The 20771-nt window shown below is 71.2% G+C and carries 21 protein-coding genes; 8 read left to right on the forward strand and 13 right to left on the reverse strand.

Features of this window, described 5'->3' with window-relative positions:
* Positions 1-282: 282 nt before the first annotated feature.
* Genes ACZ4V1_RS18865 through ACZ4V1_RS18875 form a run of 3 tightly spaced genes read left to right on the forward strand, consistent with a single transcriptional unit; the run spans position 283 to position 2040 of the window.
* On the forward strand, positions 283-882 hold the full coding sequence (locus ACZ4V1_RS18865) for a histidine phosphatase family protein (RefSeq protein WP_468336965.1): 600 nt from the start codon (positions 283-285) through the stop codon (positions 880-882).
* A gap of 36 nt (positions 883-918) precedes the next feature.
* The gene (locus ACZ4V1_RS18870; protein ID WP_468336968.1) at positions 919-1563 is read left to right on the forward strand and encodes a hypothetical protein; all 645 of its coding nucleotides are present in this window, start codon (positions 919-921) and stop codon (positions 1561-1563) included.
* A gap of 54 nt (positions 1564-1617) precedes the next feature.
* Positions 1618-2040 carry an acyl-CoA thioesterase gene (locus ACZ4V1_RS18875; RefSeq protein ID WP_468336971.1) on the forward strand — a complete coding sequence of 141 codons (423 nt, stop codon included), beginning with the start codon at positions 1618-1620 and terminating at the stop codon, positions 2038-2040.
* 45 nt (positions 2041-2085) lie between these two features.
* Here ACZ4V1_RS18875 and ACZ4V1_RS18880 read toward each other — a convergent pair whose 3' ends face one another.
* From ACZ4V1_RS18880 to ACZ4V1_RS18920, 9 genes are all read right to left on the reverse strand, one after another.
* Complete coding sequence (locus tag ACZ4V1_RS18880; protein WP_468336974.1) at positions 2086-2607, reverse strand: SRPBCC family protein; 522 nt, start codon at positions 2605-2607, stop codon at positions 2086-2088.
* Positions 2608-2794: 187 nt separating this feature from the next.
* A complete protein-coding gene (locus ACZ4V1_RS18885; protein WP_468336977.1) occupies positions 2795-4183 on the reverse strand; it encodes a nucleobase:cation symporter-2 family protein in 1389 nt (462 codons plus the stop codon).
* A 268-nt stretch (positions 4184-4451) separates the two neighbouring features.
* Positions 4452-5840, reverse strand: a complete 1389-nt coding sequence (locus tag ACZ4V1_RS18890) for an 8-oxoguanine deaminase (protein ID WP_468336980.1) — start codon at positions 5838-5840, stop codon at positions 4452-4454.
* A gap of 72 nt (positions 5841-5912) precedes the next feature.
* Complete coding sequence (locus tag ACZ4V1_RS18895) at positions 5913-7325, reverse strand: nucleobase:cation symporter-2 family protein (protein ID WP_468336983.1); 1413 nt, start codon at positions 7323-7325, stop codon at positions 5913-5915.
* 64 nt (positions 7326-7389) lie between these two features.
* Complete coding sequence (gene pucL / locus ACZ4V1_RS18900; RefSeq protein WP_468336986.1) at positions 7390-8325, reverse strand: factor-independent urate hydroxylase; 936 nt, start codon at positions 8323-8325, stop codon at positions 7390-7392.
* 7 nt (positions 8326-8332) lie between these two features.
* Positions 8333-8734: a hydroxyisourate hydrolase gene (uraH, locus tag ACZ4V1_RS18905; RefSeq protein WP_468336989.1), complete on the reverse strand. Its 402-nt coding sequence runs from the start codon at positions 8732-8734 to the stop codon at positions 8333-8335.
* 2 nt (positions 8735-8736) lie between these two features.
* Entirely contained in the window at positions 8737-9246 is a 510-nt protein-coding gene (uraD, locus tag ACZ4V1_RS18910; RefSeq protein ID WP_468336995.1) for a 2-oxo-4-hydroxy-4-carboxy-5-ureidoimidazoline decarboxylase, read from the reverse strand.
* 186 nt (positions 9247-9432) lie between these two features.
* Positions 9433-9801 carry a helix-turn-helix domain-containing protein gene (locus ACZ4V1_RS18915; protein WP_468336998.1) on the reverse strand — a complete coding sequence of 123 codons (369 nt, stop codon included), beginning with the start codon at positions 9799-9801 and terminating at the stop codon, positions 9433-9435.
* Positions 9798-10064: a hypothetical protein gene (locus ACZ4V1_RS18920; RefSeq protein ID WP_468337001.1), complete on the reverse strand. Its 267-nt coding sequence runs from the start codon at positions 10062-10064 to the stop codon at positions 9798-9800. The genes ACZ4V1_RS18915 and ACZ4V1_RS18920 overlap by 4 nt, the downstream gene beginning before the upstream one ends.
* Before the next feature lie 139 nt (positions 10065-10203).
* Between ACZ4V1_RS18920 and ACZ4V1_RS18925 the strand changes: the two genes are divergently transcribed.
* From ACZ4V1_RS18925 to ACZ4V1_RS18940, 4 genes are all read left to right on the forward strand, one after another.
* Positions 10204-11043 (forward strand): TIM barrel protein, encoded by an 840-nt coding sequence (locus ACZ4V1_RS18925; protein ID WP_468337004.1) that lies wholly within the window; start codon positions 10204-10206, stop codon positions 11041-11043.
* 48 nt (positions 11044-11091) lie between these two features.
* Entirely contained in the window at positions 11092-11982 is an 891-nt protein-coding gene (locus tag ACZ4V1_RS18930; RefSeq protein WP_468337007.1) for a 2-hydroxy-3-oxopropionate reductase, read from the forward strand.
* Positions 11983-12160: 178 nt separating this feature from the next.
* Complete coding sequence (locus ACZ4V1_RS18935) at positions 12161-13639, forward strand: catalase (RefSeq protein WP_468337010.1); 1479 nt, start codon at positions 12161-12163, stop codon at positions 13637-13639.
* Between the two features lie 468 nt (positions 13640-14107).
* On the forward strand, positions 14108-14353 hold the full coding sequence (locus tag ACZ4V1_RS18940; protein ID WP_468337013.1) for a hypothetical protein: 246 nt from the start codon (positions 14108-14110) through the stop codon (positions 14351-14353).
* Positions 14354-14587: 234 nt separating this feature from the next.
* On the opposite strand, the gene ACZ4V1_RS18945 is transcribed toward ACZ4V1_RS18940, so the two are convergent.
* Together ACZ4V1_RS18945 and gcl are read right to left on the reverse strand one after the other, a co-directional pair.
* The gene (locus ACZ4V1_RS18945; RefSeq protein WP_468337016.1) at positions 14588-14809 is read right to left on the reverse strand and encodes a hypothetical protein; all 222 of its coding nucleotides are present in this window, start codon (positions 14807-14809) and stop codon (positions 14588-14590) included.
* A gap of 173 nt (positions 14810-14982) precedes the next feature.
* On the reverse strand, positions 14983-16767 hold the full coding sequence (gcl, locus tag ACZ4V1_RS18950; protein ID WP_468337019.1) for a glyoxylate carboligase: 1785 nt from the start codon (positions 16765-16767) through the stop codon (positions 14983-14985).
* 146 nt (positions 16768-16913) lie between these two features.
* On the opposite strand from gcl, the gene ACZ4V1_RS18955 reads away from it, so the two are divergent.
* Positions 16914-17600, forward strand: a complete 687-nt coding sequence (locus ACZ4V1_RS18955; RefSeq protein WP_468337022.1) for a hypothetical protein — start codon at positions 16914-16916, stop codon at positions 17598-17600.
* Between the two features lie 15 nt (positions 17601-17615).
* On the opposite strand, the gene ACZ4V1_RS18960 is transcribed toward ACZ4V1_RS18955, so the two are convergent.
* Both ACZ4V1_RS18960 and ACZ4V1_RS18965 read right to left on the reverse strand, forming a co-directional pair.
* Positions 17616-19829, reverse strand: a complete 2214-nt coding sequence (locus tag ACZ4V1_RS18960; protein ID WP_468337025.1) for a trypsin-like serine protease — start codon at positions 19827-19829, stop codon at positions 17616-17618.
* 49 nt (positions 19830-19878) lie between these two features.
* Positions 19879-20415, reverse strand: coding sequence for a hypothetical protein (locus ACZ4V1_RS18965; protein WP_468337028.1), 537 nt, complete (start codon positions 20413-20415; stop codon positions 19879-19881).
* Positions 20416-20771: the final 356 nt, after the last annotated feature.

Here is a 20771-nt window from a genome sequence, read left to right on the forward strand (position 1 = left end):
GTCGCGGGTTGGTGAGGAGAACCACTTCGGCCTGGGTTTCGAGTACCTCGCCGAGCAGTACCCGTGCCTCGGGGAGGACTCCTTGGGCACAGCGGGGCCACCGGATCGCTGGGCCTCCCGGCCCCCGCGAGCGGGGTGGCGTACGCCTGCACGCGGCGCGCTTCGCCTTCCCGTCGGCTCGGGGCGCCTCCCCCGAGAACGGCCGTCTGACCGAGTCGGTTCTGCGGGCCGCGGGCGCGTGTGACACCGTGCTGACGAGCACGGCGGGAAGGGTTGGTGACCATGGGTGATCTTTTTCTGGTCCGGCACGGTGAGACCGAGTGGTCGCGGTCCGGCCGGCACACCGGGCTGACGGACGTTCCACTGACCGAGCACGGGCGGGAGCAGGCGCGCGGTCTCGTGCCGCTGATCCGGTCGCACCGGATCGGCGCCGCGTTCGTCAGCCCGTTCCAGCGGGCCCGGGAGACGGCCGAGCTGATCGGCCTGCACGGGGTGCGGATCGAGCCGGACCTGCACGAGTGGGACTACGGCGGGTACGAGGGGATCACGACGGTCGAGATCCACCGGACGCGGCCGGACTGGTTCCTGTTCACGGACGGCGTGACGCCCGGCCCGCCGGACCACCCCGGGGAGACGCCGGAGGAGGTCGGGGAGCGGGCCGACCGGGTGCTGGCCAAGGTGGAGGCCGCGTTCGCGAACACCGAGGGGTGCGTTGTGCTGGTGGCGCACGGGCACTTCCTGCGGGTGCTGACCGCGCGGCACCTGGGGCTTCCGGCAGCGGACGGCGCCCTGTTCCAGCTGGGCACGGGGACGCTGTGCCGGCTGGGCACGGAGCACGGACGTCCGGTGATCGCCGCCTGGAATGTCAGACCCCCGTCGTAGCCTTCGAGGCAGGAGGGCTGGGGGAAGGAGGACGCCGTGGCACTGTCACCCACCGCCGCGCAGCGGCGTGTCATCGACGACGCCGATCCCGTAACCGGGCGTCTGAGGGGGACTCAGGCGCAGCTCGCGGCGCTGGTGAGGCGGGGGCTCGCCTTCCGGCATCCGAGACCGCCGCACGACCACTTCCTGACGCCGGCCGGGCACCGGATACGGGAGTCGCCCGCCGAGCCGGCGGCGGCCGGGACGCCCGAGCCCGCCGCACCGGCCGCCGGCGGCGTGTTCGCCGCACGGGTGGGCGGGGAGGAGGCCGGGCCGGGCGACGCCGGGCCGGCGCGCCTGCGTGAGGTGCGCAGCGCCTGGCAGGGGCTGCTGGAGCTGCGCCGGATGACGCGTTCCGACGGGAGCACGGACCGGCCCTGCGGGTGGGAGCGGACGCACCTCGTGCAGGCCGCCGCGCTCGCCCTGGAGGCCTCGGGACACCGCCCGGCCGGTCCGGACGGCGGTGACGGCTACCGGGTGCGCGCGACGCCGCAGCCGGAGGCCGTCGCCGTGTACGAGCCCGACGGCGCGGCGCTGCGGGGCTGCGCGGCCACTCTGGAGGGCGCGGGCTGGCAGGTCGGGGAGTACACGGAGCCGCGCACGCGCATCCGTTACCTGCTGGCGTCCCCACGGAAGGTGTGACGCTCGCATGACAGGATCGGTCGGTCAGTACGTCCACGAGGAGAGGCAGCAGCGGTGAGCGAACCGTTTTCCGTCCCGGTGACCGTCCGCGGGTACGAGACCGACACGCAGGGCCATCTGAACCAGGCCGTGTACCTGAACTACGCCGAGCACGCCCGCTGGTCACTGCTCGAGGCGGCCGGGATCCGGCAGGCCGATCTGGTCGCCCGCGGCGTGGGGCCCGTGGCCCTGGAAACGACCATCCGCTTCCACCGCGAACTGCTCGCCGGCGACGAGGTCGAGGTGACCTGCGCGTTCGAGTGGGGCGAGGGCAAGGCCTTCCGCATCCGGCAGGTCATTCGCAAGACGGACGGCACGGTCGCGGCGGAGGTGGAGGGCGTCGGCGGGCTCATGGACCTCGAGGCCCGCAAGCTGGTGGCGGATCCGCGGCAGCGGTTCAAGGAACTGGCGTCGGATCCCGCGCTGTTCGGACCATGAGCGAGCGGGGCCACCGCCCGGGCCCCGGGGAGAGGCGGCGAACGCTCAGCCCCCGGCCGAGTGGGCCCGGGACGTCGAGGCGGCAAGCCCGGCCAGGTGGTGCAGCGAGTTGGTGAGATGCTCGGGGCCGAACGGCGGGAAGTGGAGGTACTCCCGGATGGACCGGGGCACCGCCGACCAGTCGTAGGTGAGCGTGACCTCGGTCTCGGACGGGCCGAGCGGCGCGAGGTCGTAGCGCCAGAACCAGCCGCCGAACTCCAGGTGCCCGTCGTCCTTCTCCTGCCCGGTCCGCCAGCCGATGGCGCGCGGCGGGTCGAGTACCCGGACCTGATTGGCCACCTGGTAGTCACCGTCCGGATGGTCGGGGTGGTACATGTCCATCCGGAAGATCTGCCCCACCTCGGTCAGCGGTGCCCGGTCGGCGGCTTCCTGGACCCAGCCGGTGCCGTCGATCGCGGAATGGGCCGTCGGGTCCGCCAGCACCGCGAACACCCCGGCGGCGGGCAGGGGGACCGTCAGAGTGGCGCTCACGCTCTCCTCGGCCATGGCCCGCACGCTCCTCGTCATCTCGCGTCGGTCCTCCCGCGGGCGCGGAAGAGTACTCCCGATACAAAGACGACGTGGCGGCGCGAAACTCATCGGTGCCCGCTCCCGTGCCACCTCCGCCCCGGGCCCCCGCCTCGTCGAGCGCGGGTGGGCCGGAGCCCCTCGACGGGTCGAGGGGCTCCGGCCCACCCGCGTCGGAACCTCGGGGTCACGGCGTGGCCGGGGCCCGGGACGCCTCGCTGATCTCCGTTCCGGACTCCATCGGGTGGGTCACGTCCTCCGCTTCCCGCCCTTGGCCGCCGATGTGGTTGAAGATCAGGTTGAGCAGGACGGCGGCCACGCAACCGGTCGAGATGCCCGAGTCGAGGATGATCCTCGCGTTCTCCGGGAACGAGTGGTAGAACGTCGGCGCCGCGATCGGGATGATGCCGACGGCCAGGGACACCGCCACGATCAGGACGTTGTTGTCCTTGTCGAGGCTCGCCCGGACCAGGGTCTGGATGCCGCTGGCCGCCACCGAGCCGAAGAGCACCACGCCGGCACCGCCGAGCACCGGGCGGGGCACGACGGCGATGAGTGAGGCGGCCATCGGACACAGGCCCATCAGGACCAGGAAGCCGCCGCCCGCGGCGACGACGTAGCGGCTGCGGATCTTCGTCATCGCGACGAGGCCGATGTTCTGGGCGAAGGCGCTGCACATGAAGCCGTTGAACAGCGGGCTGACCGCCGAGCCGAGGGTGTCGGCGCGCAGGCCGGCCGCGATGATCTTCTCGTCGGCCTTGCGGTCCACGATCTCGCCCAGGGCGAGCATGTCGGCGGTCGACTCGGTCATCGAGACCACCATCACCACGCACATCGAGAGGATCGCGGCGAGCTGGAACTGCGGGGCGCCGAAGTGGAACGGGGTCGGGAAGCCCACGACGCTCGCGTCCGCGACCGGCCCGAAGTCCGTGACGCCGAACGGGATGGCGATGAGTGTGCCCGCGACGAGGCCGAGCAGCACGGCGATCTGCTTGACGAAACCGCGGGTGAAGCGGCGCAGGAGAAGGACGATGACCAGGGTGATCGCGGCCAGACCCAGATTGGTCCCGGACCCGAAGTCGTCGGCCTCGGGGCTGGAACCCTGCGCCCAGCCGAAGGCGACCGGCAGCAGGGATATGCCTATGAGGGTGATGACCGTACCGGTGACGACCGGTGGGAAGAAGCGGATCGCCTTGCTGAAGAAGGGGGCCGCGATGAATCCGAGGAGTCCGGCGACGATGACGGCGCCGAAGATGATCGGCAACGCGTCGGACTTGTCCTCCGTGGAGGCGACGATCGCGGTCATGGGGGCGACGCCCGCGAAGGTGACGCCGTTGACGAAGGGCAGGCGGGCACCGATCTTCCAGATGCCGAGCGTCTGCAGGAAGGTGGCGAGGCCCGCGGTGAACAGGCAGGCGCCGGTGAGGAAGGTCAGTTCGGTGGCGGTCAGGCCGATGGCCGCACCGACGATCAGGGGTGGTGCGACGACTCCGGCGTACATGGCGGCCACGTGCTGCAGGCCGGTCGTCGCCATTTTCAGTGGCGGAAGTTTCTCGTCAACAGGGTGGTCGGCCACGGCGGCGTTCCTCCGGTCGGTAGCACGTCGGCTCTGACGTGGGTGTCAAGGAGGTGGTGCTGGGGATGGTCGTGCGGGACCGTGACGGACCGTTCGGGGAAACGGTGACCGCTCCGGGGGCGTGCGCATGGGCGCACGCCCCGGAGACGGCCGCCGTGGACCCCGCTCGGGTCCACGGCTACCGGCCGGAAGCCGTCCCTCCCGGCCGGAGATCATGGGGTGTTCGGTTGTGCGGTGGTGACCGCCGGAGGACCGGCGGCCGGGGTGTTCAGCCCTGCGCGGCGATCCGCGCCAGGCGTCGTGCCTCGTCCCGGGTGGAGCGGGCGATGGCGTCCTCGTCGACCGTGAGCAGCCGGCCGTTCTCGACGATCTGGCGGCCGTTCACGAACGACGCCGTGACCGGGGCCGGCGCGCCGAAGACCAGGGCGGTCACCGGGTCGGCGATGGAGGAGTGGGCGAGGGTGTCCATCCGCCACAGCACCAGGTCGGCCAGCTTGCCCGGCTCCAGCGAGCCGGTCTCGGCGGCCCGGCCCAGGACCCGGGCGCCTCCGTAGGTGCCCAGGCGCAGCGCCTCGCGGGCGTTCAGCGCGGCCTCGCGGTGGGCGCCGAGGCGGTTGACGAGCAGGGCGCCCCGCAGTTCGGTGTGGAGTTCGCCGGACTCGTTGGAGGCGGTGCCGTCGACGCCGAGGCCGACCGGGACGCCGGCGGCGAGCATGTCGGGGACGCGGGCGATCCCGGCCGCCAGCCGGGCGTTGGAGGACGGGCAGTGGGCGACGCCGGTCCTCGTGCGGGCGAAGGCGGCGATGTCGGAGTCGTTCATGTGGACGCAGTGCGCCATCCACACGTCCTCGCCGAGCCATCCGGTGGACTCGAAGTAGTCGGTCGGGCCCATGCCGAACAGCTCGTGGCAGAACTTCTCCTCCTCCACCGTCTCCGAGCCGTGGGTGTGCAGCCGCACGCCGAGCCGGCGGGCCAGCTCCGCGCCCTGGCGCATCAGTTCGGTGGAGACGGAGAAGGGGGAGCAGGGGGCGACGGCGACCTGGGTCATCGCGTCGAAGGAGGAGTCGTGGTGCTCCCTGACGGTGGCCTCGGTGGCGGCGAGCGCGGCGTCCAGGCTCTCCACCGCGAAGTCCGGCGGCAGGCCGCCGTCGGACTCGCCGCGGTCCATGGAGCCGCGGGCGAGGGTGAAGCGGACGCCCGTCTCGCGGGCGGCGCGGATGATCGCGCCGGACAGGTCGCCGGAGCCGCGCGGGTAGACGTAGTGGTGGTCCATGGCGGTGGTGACGCCGCCGCGGGCCATCATGGCGAGGGAGCCCTGGGCCGCCGCGTACGCCATCGGCTCGTCGAGGCGCGCCCAGGTCGGGTAGAGCGCGACCAGCCAGTCGAACAGGTTGTGGTCGGTGGCCAGGCCCCGGGTGAGCCACTGGTAGAAGTGGTGGTGGGTGTTGACCAGGCCGGGCGTGACCAGGTGGCCGGTCGCGTCGATCCGGCGCGCCACGTTCTCCAGGCCCTCGGGTGCCTGGCCCGCGCCGAGGGCCTCGATCCTGTTGCCGGCGAGGACGAGGTGGCCCGAGGCGATCTCGGTGTCGCCCGCGTCCACCGTGGCGATCGCACAGTTCTCGATCACCACGCGCTCGGCTGCCGATGATGCTGCCATGCTGCTTCCTTGTCTTTCAGTGGGGCCCATGGGCGGGGAGTCGAGTACCCACGGGGAGGGCACGGCAGGACCCTAGGAGGATTTGAGTGCCGCAGCCGTGGGACGGCCCCGGGTGCCGAGGTGGTGGAAGAACAGGTTGAGCGAGACCGCGACGAGCGCGCCGGCGCTGATGCCGGAGCCGAGGACGGTCTGTGCCCAGGCGGGGAACTCGGCGTAGAAGGTGGGCGCGGCCAGCGGGATGATGCCCGCCCCGAGCGCCACGGCCACCAGGATGATGTTGGAGCTGTCGTCGAGGCCGGCCTCGGACAGCGTACGGATGCCGCTGACGGCGATCGAGCCGAAGAGCACGATGCCCGCGCCGCCGAGGACCGGCATCGGCACCAGGGAGACGACCGCGCCGAGGACCGGGAAGGCGCCGAGGACCAGCAGGGTGGCACCGGCGACGGCGACGACGTAGCGGCTGCGCACCCGGGTGAGGGAGACGACGCCGACGTTCTGGGCGAAGGCGGAGGTGGGGAAGCCGCCGAAGACGGGGCCGACCAGGGTGGCGAGGCCGTCGGTGCGCAGGCCGCGGGTGATGACCCTGGCGTCTGCGCGGCGGTCGCAGATCTCGCCGAGGGCGAGCATGCCGGCGCTGGACTCGGTCATCAGGACCAGCATCACGATGCACAGCGAGAGGATGGCCGCGGGCTGGAACTCGGGGGCGCCGAAGGCGAACGGGGTGGGCAGCGCGGCGACCGGCGCGGACTCCAGGGCACTGAAGTCGGCCATGCCGACCGGGATGGCGACCAGGGTGCCGACGAGCAGGCCGAGGAGCAGGGCGACCTGCTTGACGAAGCCCTTGCCGAAGCGCTGGATGACGAGGATGACGCCGAGGGTGAGGGCGGCGAGCGCGAGGTTGCGCATCGAGCCGAAGTCGGCGGCGGCCTCGTCGCCGCCCTGGGCCCAGCCGACCGGGACCGGCATCAGCGTGACCCCGATGAGGGTGATGACGACGCCGGTGACCAGCGGCGGGAAGAAGCGCAGCAGCCGGCCGAAGAACGGGCCGACGGCGAGGCAGAAGACGCCGGCGACCATCACCGCGCCGTAGATGGCGGGGAGTTGGCTGCCGTCGCCGTTGGTCTCGGCGATGGCGAGGATGGGTGCGATGCCGGCGGAGGAGGCGGCGTTGACGAAGGGCAGGCGGTTGCCGACGAGACCCTTGACGCCGAGGGTCTGGAGCAGGGTCGCGACACCTGCGATGAGCAGGCTCGCGGCGATCAGCCGGGTCCGGCCCTCGAGGTCGAGTCCGACGGCCTGGCCGATGATGAGCGGAGGAGTGACAACGCCCGCGTACATGGCGGCGATGTGCTGGAGCGCGGCCGGGACGAGCCGCGAGGGGTGGAGCTTCTCGTCCACCGGGTGCACGGACGTGACGGCGTCCTCCTTGTGCACCGGCGGGGTGGAACCCGGGCCTGTCACGGGCCCTTTGGCAGGCAGTGCCATGTTGTTTCCTCCGGTGTGGCGCGCCCCCGGGTCCGGATGGCCGGCCGGGGGCGCGCTTTCCGCGTCAGAGGTTGGTCATGTCGACCGGGATGAGTTGCTCGGCGCCGTCCCGCAGGATGGTGGCCTCGATCAGGCCGTACGGGCGGTCGGCGGCGTAGTAGACGGCGCCGTCCTTGGCCTCGTTGTCGATCCCGAAGGGCGACAGGTCCGAGCGGAAGTGGTGCTTGTTGGGCATCGAGAAGCGGATCTCGTCGACCTCGTCGCGGGAGTTCAGCACCCGCACGCCCATCTCGAAGAGGGTCTGCTGGAGCGAGTACGAGTAGGTCTCGGCGAACGCCTGGAGGGCGTGCTTGCGCACTCCGCTGTACGAGCGGTCCCAGTCCGGGGCGTGCGAGTCGACGCCGTCCCAGTTGTGCCGCCACCAGGTGGAGACGGTGGTGGCGAGGATGCGGTCGTAGTCCTCCTGGAGGGTGGTGTACTTGTCCTTCAGGAAGCCGAAGAACTCGGAGCTGGTCGAGTTCAGTACGGTCAGGTCCTTGAAGCCGGAGAGCACCTGGATGCCGTGGCCGTCGTAGGTGATCTGCGCGACGCGGGTCTCCTGGCCCGTGCGGACGAAGGAGTGGGCGATCTCCTCCGCGCCGACGAAGCGGGCGCCGCCCTTCGAGGTCTCGATCCGCTCCCAGCCGTACTCCTCGACGCGGATGCGGGCCCGGTGGATGGGCTCGTTGTTGTCCACGAAGTGGCGGGCGAGCTTGACGCCGAGGTCCTCGGCGCTCTCGATCCCGTGCTCCTTGGCGAAGGCGAACACCGTGTTCTTGGTGGTGTCGGTCGGCAGGACGTTCGCGTTGGACCCGCTGCGGTGGACCTCCTCCATGTCGCCGGAGAGGGCGACGGAGACGTTCAGGTCCTTGATGTGGTGCGTGTCGCCGTCACGCGTGATCTTGACGACGCGGTTCTCTGCCTTGCCGTACTGGTTCTGTCCCAGGACGAAACGGGTCATGTGTCGGTCAGCTCCCTCGGTAAACGGAGTAGCCGAACGGGTTGAGCAGCAGCGGAACGTGGTAGTGCTCCCCGGGCACCACCGCGAAGGTGATGGTGACCTCGGGGAAGAACACGGGCCGGCCGTTCTCGCTGTCCCGGAGCGCGGGGGCGTCCTGCTGGGCCGCGGCTTGTTTCTTGGCGAAGTACGTCTCGGTGTCGAAGTCGAGCCGTACGTGTGTGGTGCCCTCCGGCAGGGCCGGCAGGTCCTTGCACCGGCCGTCGGCGTCGGTCGCGGAGCCGCCGAGCGTCTGCCAGTCCGCGTCGCCGCCCGAGCGGGCGGCGAGCCGGACGGCGACGCCCTCGGCGGGGCGGCCGACGCTGGTGTCCAGGATGTGCGTGGACACGGAGGCGGTGGTGCTGGTGCTCATGGTCAGGCGTCCTGTTCGACGAGTCGGGAAAGGCGGATGCGGTTGATCTTCCCCAGTTCGGCGCGGACGATCTCCCGCTCCTGCTCGGGCGAGTTGCCGATCCGCTCCAGAGCCGCGTCCCGCATCTGCTCGCCGGTCCGGCCGGTGGCGCAGATGAGGAAGACGTGGCCGAACTTGTCCTGGTAGGCCAGGTTGAGTTCGAGCATCTCCGCCTTGAGGTCGTCGGCGGCGCCGGCCATCCCCGCCTGCTCGCGGGAGGAGGTCGGGTCACCCGGCTTGGGACGTCCGATCGGCGGGTGCCCGGCCATCGCCTCGGCGAGGTCGTCCGCCGTCAGCTCGGCCATGGCGGCGTCACTGGCGGTGTAGAGGTCTTCCACGGTGGCGAAGGGGCGGGCTGCGAGCAGTTGCCGGGCCCACGCCGTGGAGGCACACGCCTCGTGGAGTTCGGCGAGCGCCGCGGACTCCTCACAAGCGTTGAAACGGGCCAGGCCCGGCGCGGAAGTGGACGTCACGGGAGCCTCCGTGGCCTTGTGCTGGACGGGCGTGCCGATAGCTAACGCCCTCGGAAACAAGCCGTCAACACTTTGTTGAAAATTCGGGGTGTCGAAAGCCGCCGCCCGGTAACCGGACGGCGGCTCGCCGTTCAGGTGGTCATACCTGGTCAGACCCGCGATTTCCGGCCGGACCCACGCTCCGAGTCAGGCGCCCTTCTCGCGGTTGAGGTAGTTGTAGACGGTGAAGCGGCTGACCCCGAGGGCGCCCGCGACGGTCTCCACTCCGTGCCGCACGGAGAAGGCGCCGCGCGCCTCCAGGGTCCGCACGACCTCCTGCTTGGCCTTCCGGTCGAGCTCGGCCAGCGGCCTGCCCTGCCGGCGCTCCATGGCGGCCAGGATGTGATCCAGGGAGTCCGCGAGCTGCGGCAGGCGTACGGCGACGACGTCGGCACCCTCCCAGGAGAGCACGACGTCGTCCGGCCCGGCCTCGTCCGGCGGGAGTATCTCGCCGCCGATGGCGTCGACCAGGGGCTTCACAGCCGCGATGAAGGGCTCCTCCCCCGGGCCCGTCACCGCTCGCCCTCCCCGGCCACGCTCTCCTCGACCACGTTGACCTGGAGCGAGATCCGGGTGGCGCCCGCCCGCAGGGACCGGCGCAGCAGCGCGTCCACGGCGGCGAGCACCGCGTCGGCGCCACCCTCGGCGGTGTTGCCGAACGGGCCGACGTCGACCTCGTCCAGCTCCGCGGCCTCGACGACCTCCCGGGCCACCACCGCGTGTGCGGGCGCCTCGTCCAGGTCGAAGGGCTCGGTCGTGAACTCCACTCTCAATCGCACCCGGTCAACCTAACGCGCGGTGACCGTTTCCGCCGCCCCCTCTTGACAAGGGCGAAGCCCTGGCGGCAATCTTCCATTAAGCAGAAACGAACTTCCGTAATGCGGAACACGATCGAAACGGAAGGGAGCGCGGCACCCCATGGGATTCGCAGATCAGCGCTTCAACGTCAACCTGTCGATCCTCTTCACGGAACTCCCGCTCCTGGAGCGTCCCGCGGCCGCCGCCGCGGCCGGCTTCACCGCGGTCGAGCTGTGGTGGCCCTGGATCGACTCGCCCACCCCCGAGCAGTCCGAGCTCGACGGCCTGAAGAAGGCCATCGAGGACGCGGGCGTCCAGCTCACCGGCCTGAACTTCTACGCCGGCCGGCTGCCGGGCCCCGACCGCGGCGCCCTGTCGGTCCCCGGTGCGGAGTCGGACCGGTTCCGCGCCAACATCGACGTGGCCGCCGACTTCGCGAAGTCGCTGGGCTGCACGGCGCTCAACGCCCTGTACGGCAACCGCGTCGAGGGCGTGGACCCGGCCGAGCAGGACCGGCTCGCGCTGGAGAACCTGGTGCTCGCCGCCCGCGCGGCCGACCGGATCGGCGCGGTCCTGCTGATCGAGGCGCTCAACAAGCCCGAGTCGCCGCTCTACCCGCTGGTGTCGGCACCGGCCGCCGTCGCGGTCGTCGACAAGGTCAACGAGGCCACCGGACTGGGCAACGCCAAGTTCCTCATGGACCTCTACCACCTGTCCATGAACGGCGAGGACCTGCCGCAGGTGATCGAGCGGTACGCCGCGAAGACCGGCCACGTGCAGATCGCCGACAACCCCGGCCGCGGCGCCCCGGGCACCGGCTCCCTCCCGCTTCAGGAGCTGCTCGACCAGCTGAAGAAGGCCGGCTACGACGGCTGGGTCGGCCTGGAGTACAAGCCGGGCGACAGTCCCAGCGCCGAGTCCTTCGCCTGGCTGCCGGCCGAGGCCCGCGCGGCCCGCTGAGCGCCGCCCCGCAGGAACTTTCCAGAGATTTTCAGAGAGGCACCCATCATGAGCACCCTTCCCAAGGTCGCCTGGATCGGTCTCGGCATCATGGGATCCCCCATGTCGGAGAACCTGATCAAGGCGGGTTACCAGGTCACCGGCTTCACGCTGGAGCAGGAGAAGCTGGACCGCCTGTCCGCCGCCGGCGGCACCGTGGCCGGCTCCATCGCCGAGGCCGTGCGCGACGCAGACGTCGTCGTCACCATGGTGCCCGCGTCCCCGCAGGTCGAGGCCATCGCCTACGGCCCCGACGGCATCCTGGAGAACGCCCGGCCCGGCGCGCTGCTGGTCGACATGTCCTCGATCACCCCGCAGACCTCGGTGGATCTGGCGAAGGCCGCGAAGGACAAGGGCATCCGCGTCCTGGACGCCCCCGTCTCCGGCGGCGAGGCCGGCGCCATCGAGGCCGTCCTGTCCATCATGGTCGGCGGTGAGCAGGCCGACTTCGACGAGGCCAAGCCGCTCCTGGAAGCACTCGGCAAGACCATCGTGCTGTGCGGTCCGCACGGCTCGGGGCAGACCGTGAAGGCCGCCAACCAGCTGATCGTGGCCGTGAACATCCAGGCGTGCGCCGAGGCCGTGGTGTTCCTGGAGAAGTCGGGCGTGGACCTCAAGGCCGCCCTCGACGTCCTCAACGGCGGCCTGGCGGGCTCCACCGTGCTGACGCGGAAGAAGGACAACTTCCTGGCCCGCGACTTCAAGCCGGGCTTCCGCATCGACCTGCACCACAAGGACATGGGCATCGTCACCGACGCCGCCCGCAACGTCGGCGCCGCGCTGCCGGTCGGCGCCGTGGTCGCCCAGCTGGTCGCGTCGCTGCGCACCCAGGGGGACGGCGGCCTGGACCACTCGGCCCTGCTGCGGGCCGTGGAGCGCCTGTCCGGCGCCCAGGTCTGACCGCACCCGGCTCACGAGACCTCCGGGCGGCGCCGTCGCTGACACCTGTCCTGTCGCGCCCGAGCGGCGGCGCCGCCCGGAACCCACTTCAACAAACTGTTGACGTGCTCGTCACCCAAATTTAGGCTCCACGAAGCGGAAACAGTTTTCCGCTGACCCCTCGCACGGAAGGTCCCCGATGTCGCAGCGCGTGCTCACGACGCGGACTCTCACCACGGAGTCCGGCGCCCCGGTCGCAGACAACCAGAACTCCGCCTCCGCCGGCATCGGCGGCCCCCTCCTCATCCAGGACCAGCACCTCCTGGAGAAGCTCGCCCGCTTCAACCGCGAGCGCATCCCGGAGCGCGTGGTGCACGCCCGCGGTTCCGGCGCCTACGGCCACTTCGAGGTGACGGACGACGTCACCGACTACACGCACGCCGACTTCCTGAGCACCGTCGGCAAGCGCACCGAGGTCTTCCTGCGCTTCTCCACCGTGGCCGACTCGCTGGGCGGCGCGGACGCGGTCCGCGACCCGCGCGGCTTCGCGCTGAAGTTCTACACCGAAGAGGGCAACTACGACCTCGTCGGCAACAACACCCCGGTGTTCTTCATCAAGGACCCGATCAAGTTCCCCGACTTCATCCACTCGCAGAAGCGCGACCCGTTCTCGGGCCGCCAGGAACCGGACAACGTCTGGGACTTCTGGGCGCACTCGCCCGAGGCCACGCACCAGGTGACCTGGCTGATGGGCGACCGCGGCATCCCGGCGTCGTACCGCCACATGGACGGCTTCGGCTCGCACACCTACCAGTGGACGAACGGCAAGGGCGAGTCCTTCTTCGTCAAGTACCACTTCAAGACCGACCAGGGCATCCGCACCCTGACCGCCGACGAGGCCGCGGAGCTGGCGGGCCAGGACCCGACCTCGCACCAGACGGACCTGGTGCAGGCCATCGAGCGGGGTGTGTACCCGTCCTGGACGCTGCACGTGCAGCTCATGCCGGTGGCAGAGGCGGCCAACTACCGCTTCAACCCCTTCGACGTGACCAAGGTGTGGCCGCACGGCGACTACCCGCTGCGCCGCGTGGGCCGGCTGGTGCTGGACCGCAACCCGGACAACGTCTTCGCCGAGGTCGAGCAGGCCGCCTTCTCCCCGAACAACTTCGTTCCGGGCATCGGCCCCTCCCCCGACAAGATGCTCCAGGGCCGCCTGTTCGCCTACGCGGACGCGCACCGCTACCGCCTGGGCGTCAACCACACCCAGCTCGCGGTGAACGCCCCGAAGGCGGTGCCCGGCGGCGCGGACAACTACGGCCGCGACGGCCTGATGGCGTCCAACGCCCAGGGCCGTGGCGCCAAGAACTACGAGCCGAACTCCTACGACGGCCCGGTCGAGACCGGCCGTCCGCTGGCGGCCCCGCTCGCGGTGTCCGGCCACACCGGCACCCACGAGGCGCCGCAGCACACCAAGGACGACGACTTCTTCCAGGCGGGCGAGCTGTTCCGCCTGATGCCCGAGGACGCGAAGAAGCGTCTGATCGCGAACATCGCCGGCGGCCTGTCCCAGGTCTCCCGGGGTGACGTGGTCGAGAAGAACCTCGCGCACTTCCACGCCGCCGACACGGAGTACGGCAAGCGCGTGGAGGAGGCGGTCCGCGCCCTGCGCGAGGACTGACCTCAAGGCTCGCGCACGGGCTCCGGCGGGGAGGCCGGGACCGTGTGCGCGGCCCGCGCAGGCACCGGAGCGGCCCGGATGAGGGGTGGCCGTACGGTGCCGGCGCGGGCAGGGCGAGGACCGCGGCGGCCTGCGAGCCAGTGCGGTGGTGAAGGGCCCGGGAGCTTCTCCTACGACCTGAGGGGAGAGGCGTCCCGGACCCGTCGCACCGCCGCGGTCCCAGCCATCACCCGCCCCTTCGCGGAAGGGGCCCCGGAACTCCGTCCGGCGGCGCGAACGACCTGTCGCGCCCAGCCTCGCGCTGTCGGACGGACACCACGTGGCTCACGTGGCATCACGTGGCATCACGTGGCATCACGTGAAGAACCTTCACCGGCTGAGCAGCGCCGGATGCGGACGGTCCCGCATCCGGCGCTTCTCGGCGTTCGCCGGGGTGCGGATCGGCTGTCCGCGCAGCAGCCTGAAGCCATGGCACATCCACCTGAGCATCCGCACGTCGTGGTCCACTCCCCCGCTCTCGACGGATCCCGCCGGGTCACCTCCGGTGACGAGACGCTGGGCGTCGCCTCGCACGTCGACGACGTCGCCGAGCTGCTCCGGCTGGCCGACCTGTACGTGACCGACGTGGCGGACAGCGAGCTGGTCGAGTGGCAGGGCGGCGGCCCGGACGACTGGCCGGGACTGCACGAGCACCATGGACACCACGAGGGCTGAACGCGCGTAGGCGCTCCCGGCAGCGGGCACAACCCGGGCACCCGGGGCGCTCCCGGGGGTGGTCTCAGGACGAGGACAGCACGGTCCGGCTCGCACCGCACGAGGTCGCGCTGCTGCGCGGCGGCCCCCGTGCCGCCGTGACGAGCCCCTCGCGATTCGGAGGCCGACCAGGCACCCGGACGTCCGCCTGGCGGTGGCACTGATGCGGATTCCCCTGGCGGAGGCCGTGCCGCGCTACCCGCTGCTCGGCCCGAGCCGGGCCGCCCGCCGCCGGTGCGAGCCCTCCGGGAGGCGCACCCGCTGCCCACGAGCCGGCGCGGTCTGACCGCCGACGACAGGCTGCTCGCCGTCGCCCTGCACGACGTGGCCGCCCTGCGTGTCCTGCTGCCCCGCTTCGCCCTGCGGGCCGGGCTCACCGACCGGGTGGAGGTGGCGGACAAGGGCCTGCTCAAGCACTCCCCACCCGAGCGCGGAAGCGGCTCGGGGGGCGGCATGGCGTACTACTGCGGCGGCGGGGGCGGAGGAGGCGCGTCGGCGTCGGCGTCGGCGACTGAGCGGGAACCCCGGCCGGCACGCGCGAGAGCGGCCCGTCCGTCAGGAACGGGCCGCTCTCGGCGTACTGCGTACGGTCAGGCCTTCAGCGTCCGGATGGCGGTCGGGGCGTGCCCCGGCTCGGTCGCCAGCTCCTCGAACTCCACGACGTTGCCGATGTCGTTGGTGCCCGACATGGAGATGTTGGTGATGCGCTCCAGGATCGCCTCGACCACGACCGGCACCCGGTGCTCGGCGGCGAGCTTCTTGGCCTGTTCCAGGGCCGCGCCCAGCTCGCCCGGGTCGGTCACCCGGATCGCCTTGCAGCCGAGGCCCTCGGCGACCTTGACGTGGTCGACGCCGTAGACGCCCAGCTCGGGCGAGTTGAGGTTCTCGAACTCCAGGTTGACCTGGAAGTCGATCTCGAACGCCCGCTGGGCCTGGCGGATCAGGCCCAGGTAGGAGTTGTTGACCAGGACGTGGACGTACGGGATCTTGTGCTGCGCGCCGACGGCCAGTTCCTCGATCATGAACTGGAAGTCGTAGTCGCCGGAGAGCGCCACGACCTGCGCGTCCGGGTCGGCCTTGGCGACGCCGAGGGCGGCCGGGACGGTCCAGCCGAGCGGGCCGGCCTGGCCGCAGTTGATCCAGTGCCGCGGGCGGTAGACGTGCAGCATCTGGGCGCCGGCGATCTGGGAGAGGCCGATCGTGGAGACGTACCGGGTCTCCGGGCCGAAGGCCTTGTTCATCTCCTCGTAGACGCGCTGCGGCTTGATCGGGATGTCGTCGAAGTGCGTACGGCGCTGGAGGGTGGCCTTGCGCTCCTGCGCGGAGGCGGCCCACGCGGAGCGGTCGGGCAGCCTGCCGGCCGCCTTCAGCTCCTTCGCCACCTCGACGAACAGCTCCAGGGCCGCCTTCGCGTCGGACGCGATGCCGTAGTCCGGGGCGAAGATCTTGCCGATCTGCGTCGGCTCGACGTCGACGTGGACGAACTTCCGCCCGGCGGTGTAGACGTCGAGCTTGCCGGTGTGGCGGTTGGCCCAGCGGTTGCCGATGCCGAGGACGAAGTCGGACTCCAGGAAGGTCGCGTTGCCGTAGCGGTGCGAGGTCTGGAGGCCGACCATGCCGGCGTTCAGCTCGTGGTCGTCGGGCAGCAGGCCCCAGCCCATCAGGGTGGGCACGACCGGGGTGCCGGTCAGCTCGGCGAACTCGACCAGGAGGTCGGCGGCGTCGGCGTTGATGACACCGCCGCCGGCCACGATCAGGGGGCGCTCGGACGCGTTGAGCAGGCCGATGGCCTTCTCGATCTGGGCGCGGCTCGCGGCCGGCTTGTAGACCGGGAGCGGCTCGTAGGTGTCCGGGTCGAACTCGATCTCCGTCATCTGGACATCGATCGGCAGGTCGATCAGGACCGGGCCGGGCCGGGCGGAGCGCATCAGGTGGAAGGCCTGCTGGAAGACGCCGGGGACCTGCGCGGCCTCCAGGACGGTGACGGCCATCTTGGTGACCGGCTTGGCGATGGAGGCGATGTCGACGGCCTGGAAGTCCTCCTTGTGGATCACCGCGGTCGGCGCCTGGCCGGTGATGCACAGAATCGGGATCGAGTCGCCGATCGCCGAGTAGAGGCCGGTGATCATGTCGGTGCCGGCCGGTCCGGAGGTGCCGATGCAGACGCCGATGTTGCCGGGGTGGGTCCGCGTGTAGCCCTCGGCCATGTGCGAGGCGCCCTCGACGTGCCGGGCGAGGGTGTGGTTCACGCCGCCGGATGCCTTGAGCGCCGCGTAGAAGGGGTTGATCGCCGCTCCCGGCACACCGAACGCGTCGGTGACGCCCTCGCGCTTGAGGATCTCAACTGCCGCTCGGGCAGCGGTCATACGAGCCATCGAGTACTCCTGCTCCGGCTGTCGGATTCGCACGCCCGTCGCGCCCCGCGGTGAGCTCTTCCGTAGCAACTTCCGTATAGCGAAATTTGTTTTCTACGATCTGGAAGTAATGTAAGTGGGTAGCCGAGGGCCGTCAAGAGAGGACGATGGGGGCCATGTCCGAGACCATCTCGGTGTGCTGCACCGCCTGCGGGCGCCGGCACCGCTACACGGCACCGTCGTACCCCTGCGCGTGCGGGGCGCCCGTCGCCCCGGAGCTCGACCCGCGCCGGGCCGCGACCGAGGTCATCCACCGGACGTGGGACGAGGAGTGGATCGGCGTGCGCTGCGCCGCCTGCGGGACCGAGAGCCGGTGGCCGCGGCCGGAGCTGGGCTGTCCCTGCGGGACGGTGCTGCGCGTGCCGGTGGACCGCGCGGCCGCCGGCCGGTCCGGGCGCGCCCCCGGGTCGCGGGTCCCGGCCCACCGTGCCGTCCCGATCCGCACCGCCCGCGACGCGGTCACCGCGGCCGTCCTGTATCTGCGCGGGCTGGGCCACCGGGACGTCCGGCGCGCCGAGCAGCGGCCCGTGTCCGGCATCGGGCTGGCCGCACCCGGCGTCGTCGTCCAGGTGGATCCGACGGTGGGCCCGGCCTCGGTGCGGGATGTGGAGTGCCTGTGGCTGACGGCGATGGCGGAGTCCGCGACCTGCGTCTACTTCTCCCTCGCCGGGTACACCGAACAGGCGCGCGCCCGCGCCGACCTGCTCGGCGTCCCGCTCTTCGTCCTCGACCCCGCGGGTGTGCCGCGTCCGGCAAACGCGCCGGCCGTGGCGCTGGACGCCACGGCCGGTTGAGAACTGTCGCGGTGACTACCTCGCCGCGTACCCGAAGGTGGCGCCGGACGCGGGGAGACCGCCCTGTCCCGGCTGGTAGGCGGTGACCGCGGCGTTGGGCTCGCCGAGGGTCACGTTGGACATCGGCAGGGCGTAGAGCGCGCCGGTGCCGGCCGGACCGTAGGGCATGCCGACGTACAGCTGGGTGCCGGTGAAGTGGATGCTGGAGCCGAGGCGCTGGTTCGCGCCCGGAGCACCGGGGATGCCGTCGCCGTCGCCGGACTCGATCCACTTGTCGTTGGCGCCCGGCGAACCGAGCATCGAGAAGACGTGCACCGCGCCCGCCTTGGCCACGGATCCCAGGGCCTCGTCCGGAATGCCGACGGCCATCTTCATGGTCGCCTCGGTGCTCACCGCGCGCGGCGCGGTGTTGACCGCGGTCAGGGTGGAGCCGAAGTGGTCACCGGCCTCCGAGGTGCCGGAGACGTCGTCCTCGCCGGTGCCGGAGGAGTATCCGGCGAGCTGGGTGTAGGTGCCGGTGGCGGTGACCCGGAAGGTGAGGACGCTGCCCGTCTCCGCCTTGCTGACGCCGTTCACGTTCAGGGCCTCGCCCGGTGAACCGACCGCGAGGATCGACTCGTCGGCGGTCGCGGACCCCGACGGACGGTACGGGGCCAGCGCCAGAGCCGCGCCGAAGCGGTCGCCTGCCTCGGCACCGCCGGAGACGGTGTCCAGGTCCTGGTCGAGACCGAACAGCGGGGTGGGCCGGCTCTCGCTGTTCAACTTGTGCGAGAAGACCGCGAGGTTGCCGGCCGCGGCGTCGCCGTTGATGGACTCGTTGGGCGCTCCGATGGCGAGGTGGTTCGCGTCGGCGGCGAGTACGGCGCCGAAGCCGTCGTTGGCCTGCACCGCTCCGGGCACGCCCAGCTTGTCCTGGTGGACGGAGACGTTGGTGCCGCCGCGGACGTAGAACGCCTCGCCCGCCTTGGCAGCGCCGCTGAGGCCCTCGCCGGGCGTGCCGATGACGACGAAGGGCTCACCGGCGGCGGTGGTGCCGGCGGCCATCGCCTGCCCCATCACGTCGCCGGTCTCCGGGGTGGAGGCGTTGATGGAGCCGTTGCCCGTCGCCTGCTGGAAGTGGGTGTTCTTGGTGGCGCCGGTGCCGATGCCGCCCGGGGCTCCGTACAGGAGGTCGGCCATGCCCGCGTCCACGGCGTCGCCGAGGTTCTCCCCCGGGGTGCCGACGGCCAGGTCGGTGCAGCCGTCCTGGTTGTAGTCGACGGTGGCGATGGCCTGTCCGAAGAGGTCGTTGGCCTCGGAGCCGCCCGGGACCCAGCCGAGGTCCTGGTTGATCTCCGCCGTGCCCTTGCCGCCGCCGTACACGATGCGGACCAGACCCGCCTTGGCGTCGCCGCCGACGGTCGCCTCGGGGTCGGCGATCGCGATGTCCTCGACGCCGTCGCAGTTGAAGTCGGTGATCCGGTTGGCGCCGGTCTTGGACACCACCCAGGAACGGAGGTCGTCGACGCGGGTGACGACGCCGCCGGTACGCGTTTCGGTGGCGTCGATGCCGAAGCAACCGCCCTGGTAGGAGCGGCTGCCGAGGGCGGCCAGCTGCCTGGCCCCGTTGACCGTGCGGACCAGCGGGCCGCCGGTGTCGCCCATGCACGCGGCCACGCCGTCCTTGCCGGTCACGGTCGCGGTGGTGGCGGCGGCCGCGTCCACCGAGAACACCCCGGTGTGCAGGTTCAGCGGCGCCCACTCGCTCTTGGTCCGGCCGTAACCGGCAAGAGTCAGCTCCTCGCCGGCGGTGGGCGCTGCGGTGGCCAGAGCGACGGGGGTGACGTTCGTGACGGGGCGGTTCAGCCGGGCCAGCACCACGTCACGGTCGGTGCGGGGCGCCAGCTCCACGACCGTGCGGACCGCACCGCCGGTTCCGGCGAGGTCGGCGCGGCCGATGGTCGCCGTAGTGGTCCGGGCCGGCTTGCCCGCGGGTACCGCGAGACTCTCGGCAGGGTTGTCGGCAAAGCAACTGGCCGCGGTGAGCAGCCACTCGGCGTCGACCAGGACGCCGGAGCAGCCGCGGTCGTGGTTACCGACGACGATCTGCGCCGTGTAGGCGTGCGTCGTGTCGGAGGAAGCGGAGGCGGGGCCCGTCACGGCGGCGGCCGGAACGGCGGTCATGACGACCGGCCCCGCGGTCAGGGCTGCGGCCAGTGCGGCCAGGCGCACGGGTCTGGTGTGTCGCATCAGTTCAATTCCTCGGTGGCAGATCTCGGCAACGACAGTCGGCTGGGCGCTACTTGGTGGTCCTGATCTCCACGAGCAGGTGCTCGCGGCCCTGCTCGTCCGCGCTCTCTCCCACCGAGGTCCAGGTGTTCTTCTCGAGGTCGAAGGACTTCTCCTCGTCACCGACGGTCATGTCCACCTGCGTCTCGTAGTCGTTGCCCCTCATGACGTAGACGGCGGGGATCTCCAGCGTCAGCCAGCCCGAGTTGCCGACCGTCCTGAAGCAGATCGTCTCCGCCTCCCGCCGGGCCATGACCTGCAGGAGGCCGGGGCCGTCGGCACAATCGGCCAGGGTGATGTGACCGTCACCGCGCTTGAGGACGATGCCCTGCTCCTCGAGGATCTTGTCGGCCTGCGGATAGGCGTAGTCCTCGACCGCGTAGCCGGGAGCCTCGTCCGCGACGGCCACCGCCGGGCCGCCGGCCTCGGGCTGGACTCCGGACGCCAGCGCGGCCCATGCCAGGCCCCCGGCTACCAGCGCGCCCAGCGCGCGCGCCACGAGTCTCTTCCGCTGCGGCTTCACCGCAGTGGTGGTGCGTACCTTCATCGCAGTCCTAAATTTGTTTTCTTTCGGCCGGATGTCCGTCATCCAGCCCGGTAAAAGGCATGAAGGCTCCGCAATTCAACGAGGGCCCCCAACCCCTCGCGGAAATACCGGGAAGAAATCGAATCCCAGCCCGGACCCCCGCTTGAGCCTGTCCATGCCACCTCGATCTTCGAACGCTGTCCACACCTCGAACCTACCCAAATCGGACGCGAGTTGAAGATCCAGTGTGACTCCTGACACTCCCTGGAAAGGTTGTACCGACTTACGTGAAGGAACTGTGAAGACGTGAACGGGCTGCATATCAGGCTTTGCTGTCGGACAGTCAATTTCGCTCAGCATCAACCTATTTCGTCGTC

This window comes from Streptomyces sp. NPDC028991, assembly GCF_055564775.1.

Excerpts from the sequence above, each read along its gene's own strand:
- ACZ4V1_RS18865 (WP_468336965.1), top strand. The coding sequence starts at position 283 with ATGGGTGATCTTTTTCTGGTCCGGCACGGTGAGACCGAGTGGTCGCGG.
- ACZ4V1_RS18930 (WP_468337007.1), top strand. The coding sequence starts at position 11,092 with ATGAGCACCCTTCCCAAGGTCGCCTGGATCGGTCTCGGCATCATGGGA.
- uraH (WP_468336989.1), bottom strand. The coding sequence starts at position 8,734 with ATGAGCACCAGCACCACCGCCTCCGTGTCCACGCACATCCTGGACACC.
- ACZ4V1_RS18895 (WP_468336983.1), bottom strand. The coding sequence starts at position 7,325 with ATGGCACTGCCTGCCAAAGGGCCCGTGACAGGCCCGGGTTCCACCCCG.
- ACZ4V1_RS18880 (WP_468336974.1), bottom strand. The coding sequence starts at position 2,607 with ATGACGAGGAGCGTGCGGGCCATGGCCGAGGAGAGCGTGAGCGCCACT.
- ACZ4V1_RS18965 (WP_468337028.1), bottom strand. The coding sequence starts at position 20,415 with ATGAAGGTACGCACCACCACTGCGGTGAAGCCGCAGCGGAAGAGACTC.
- ACZ4V1_RS18925 (WP_468337004.1), top strand. The coding sequence starts at position 10,204 with ATGGGATTCGCAGATCAGCGCTTCAACGTCAACCTGTCGATCCTCTTC.
- ACZ4V1_RS18890 (WP_468336980.1), bottom strand. The coding sequence starts at position 5,840 with ATGGCAGCATCATCGGCAGCCGAGCGCGTGGTGATCGAGAACTGTGCG.
- ACZ4V1_RS18940 (WP_468337013.1), top strand. The coding sequence starts at position 14,108 with ATGGCACATCCACCTGAGCATCCGCACGTCGTGGTCCACTCCCCCGCT.
- ACZ4V1_RS18955 (WP_468337022.1), top strand. The coding sequence starts at position 16,914 with ATGGGGGCCATGTCCGAGACCATCTCGGTGTGCTGCACCGCCTGCGGG.
- ACZ4V1_RS18935 (WP_468337010.1), top strand. The coding sequence starts at position 12,161 with ATGTCGCAGCGCGTGCTCACGACGCGGACTCTCACCACGGAGTCCGGC.
- pucL (WP_468336986.1), bottom strand. The coding sequence starts at position 8,325 with ATGACCCGTTTCGTCCTGGGACAGAACCAGTACGGCAAGGCAGAGAAC.
- ACZ4V1_RS18960 (WP_468337025.1), bottom strand. The coding sequence starts at position 19,829 with ATGCGACACACCAGACCCGTGCGCCTGGCCGCACTGGCCGCAGCCCTG.
- gcl (WP_468337019.1), bottom strand. The coding sequence starts at position 16,767 with ATGGCTCGTATGACCGCTGCCCGAGCGGCAGTTGAGATCCTCAAGCGC.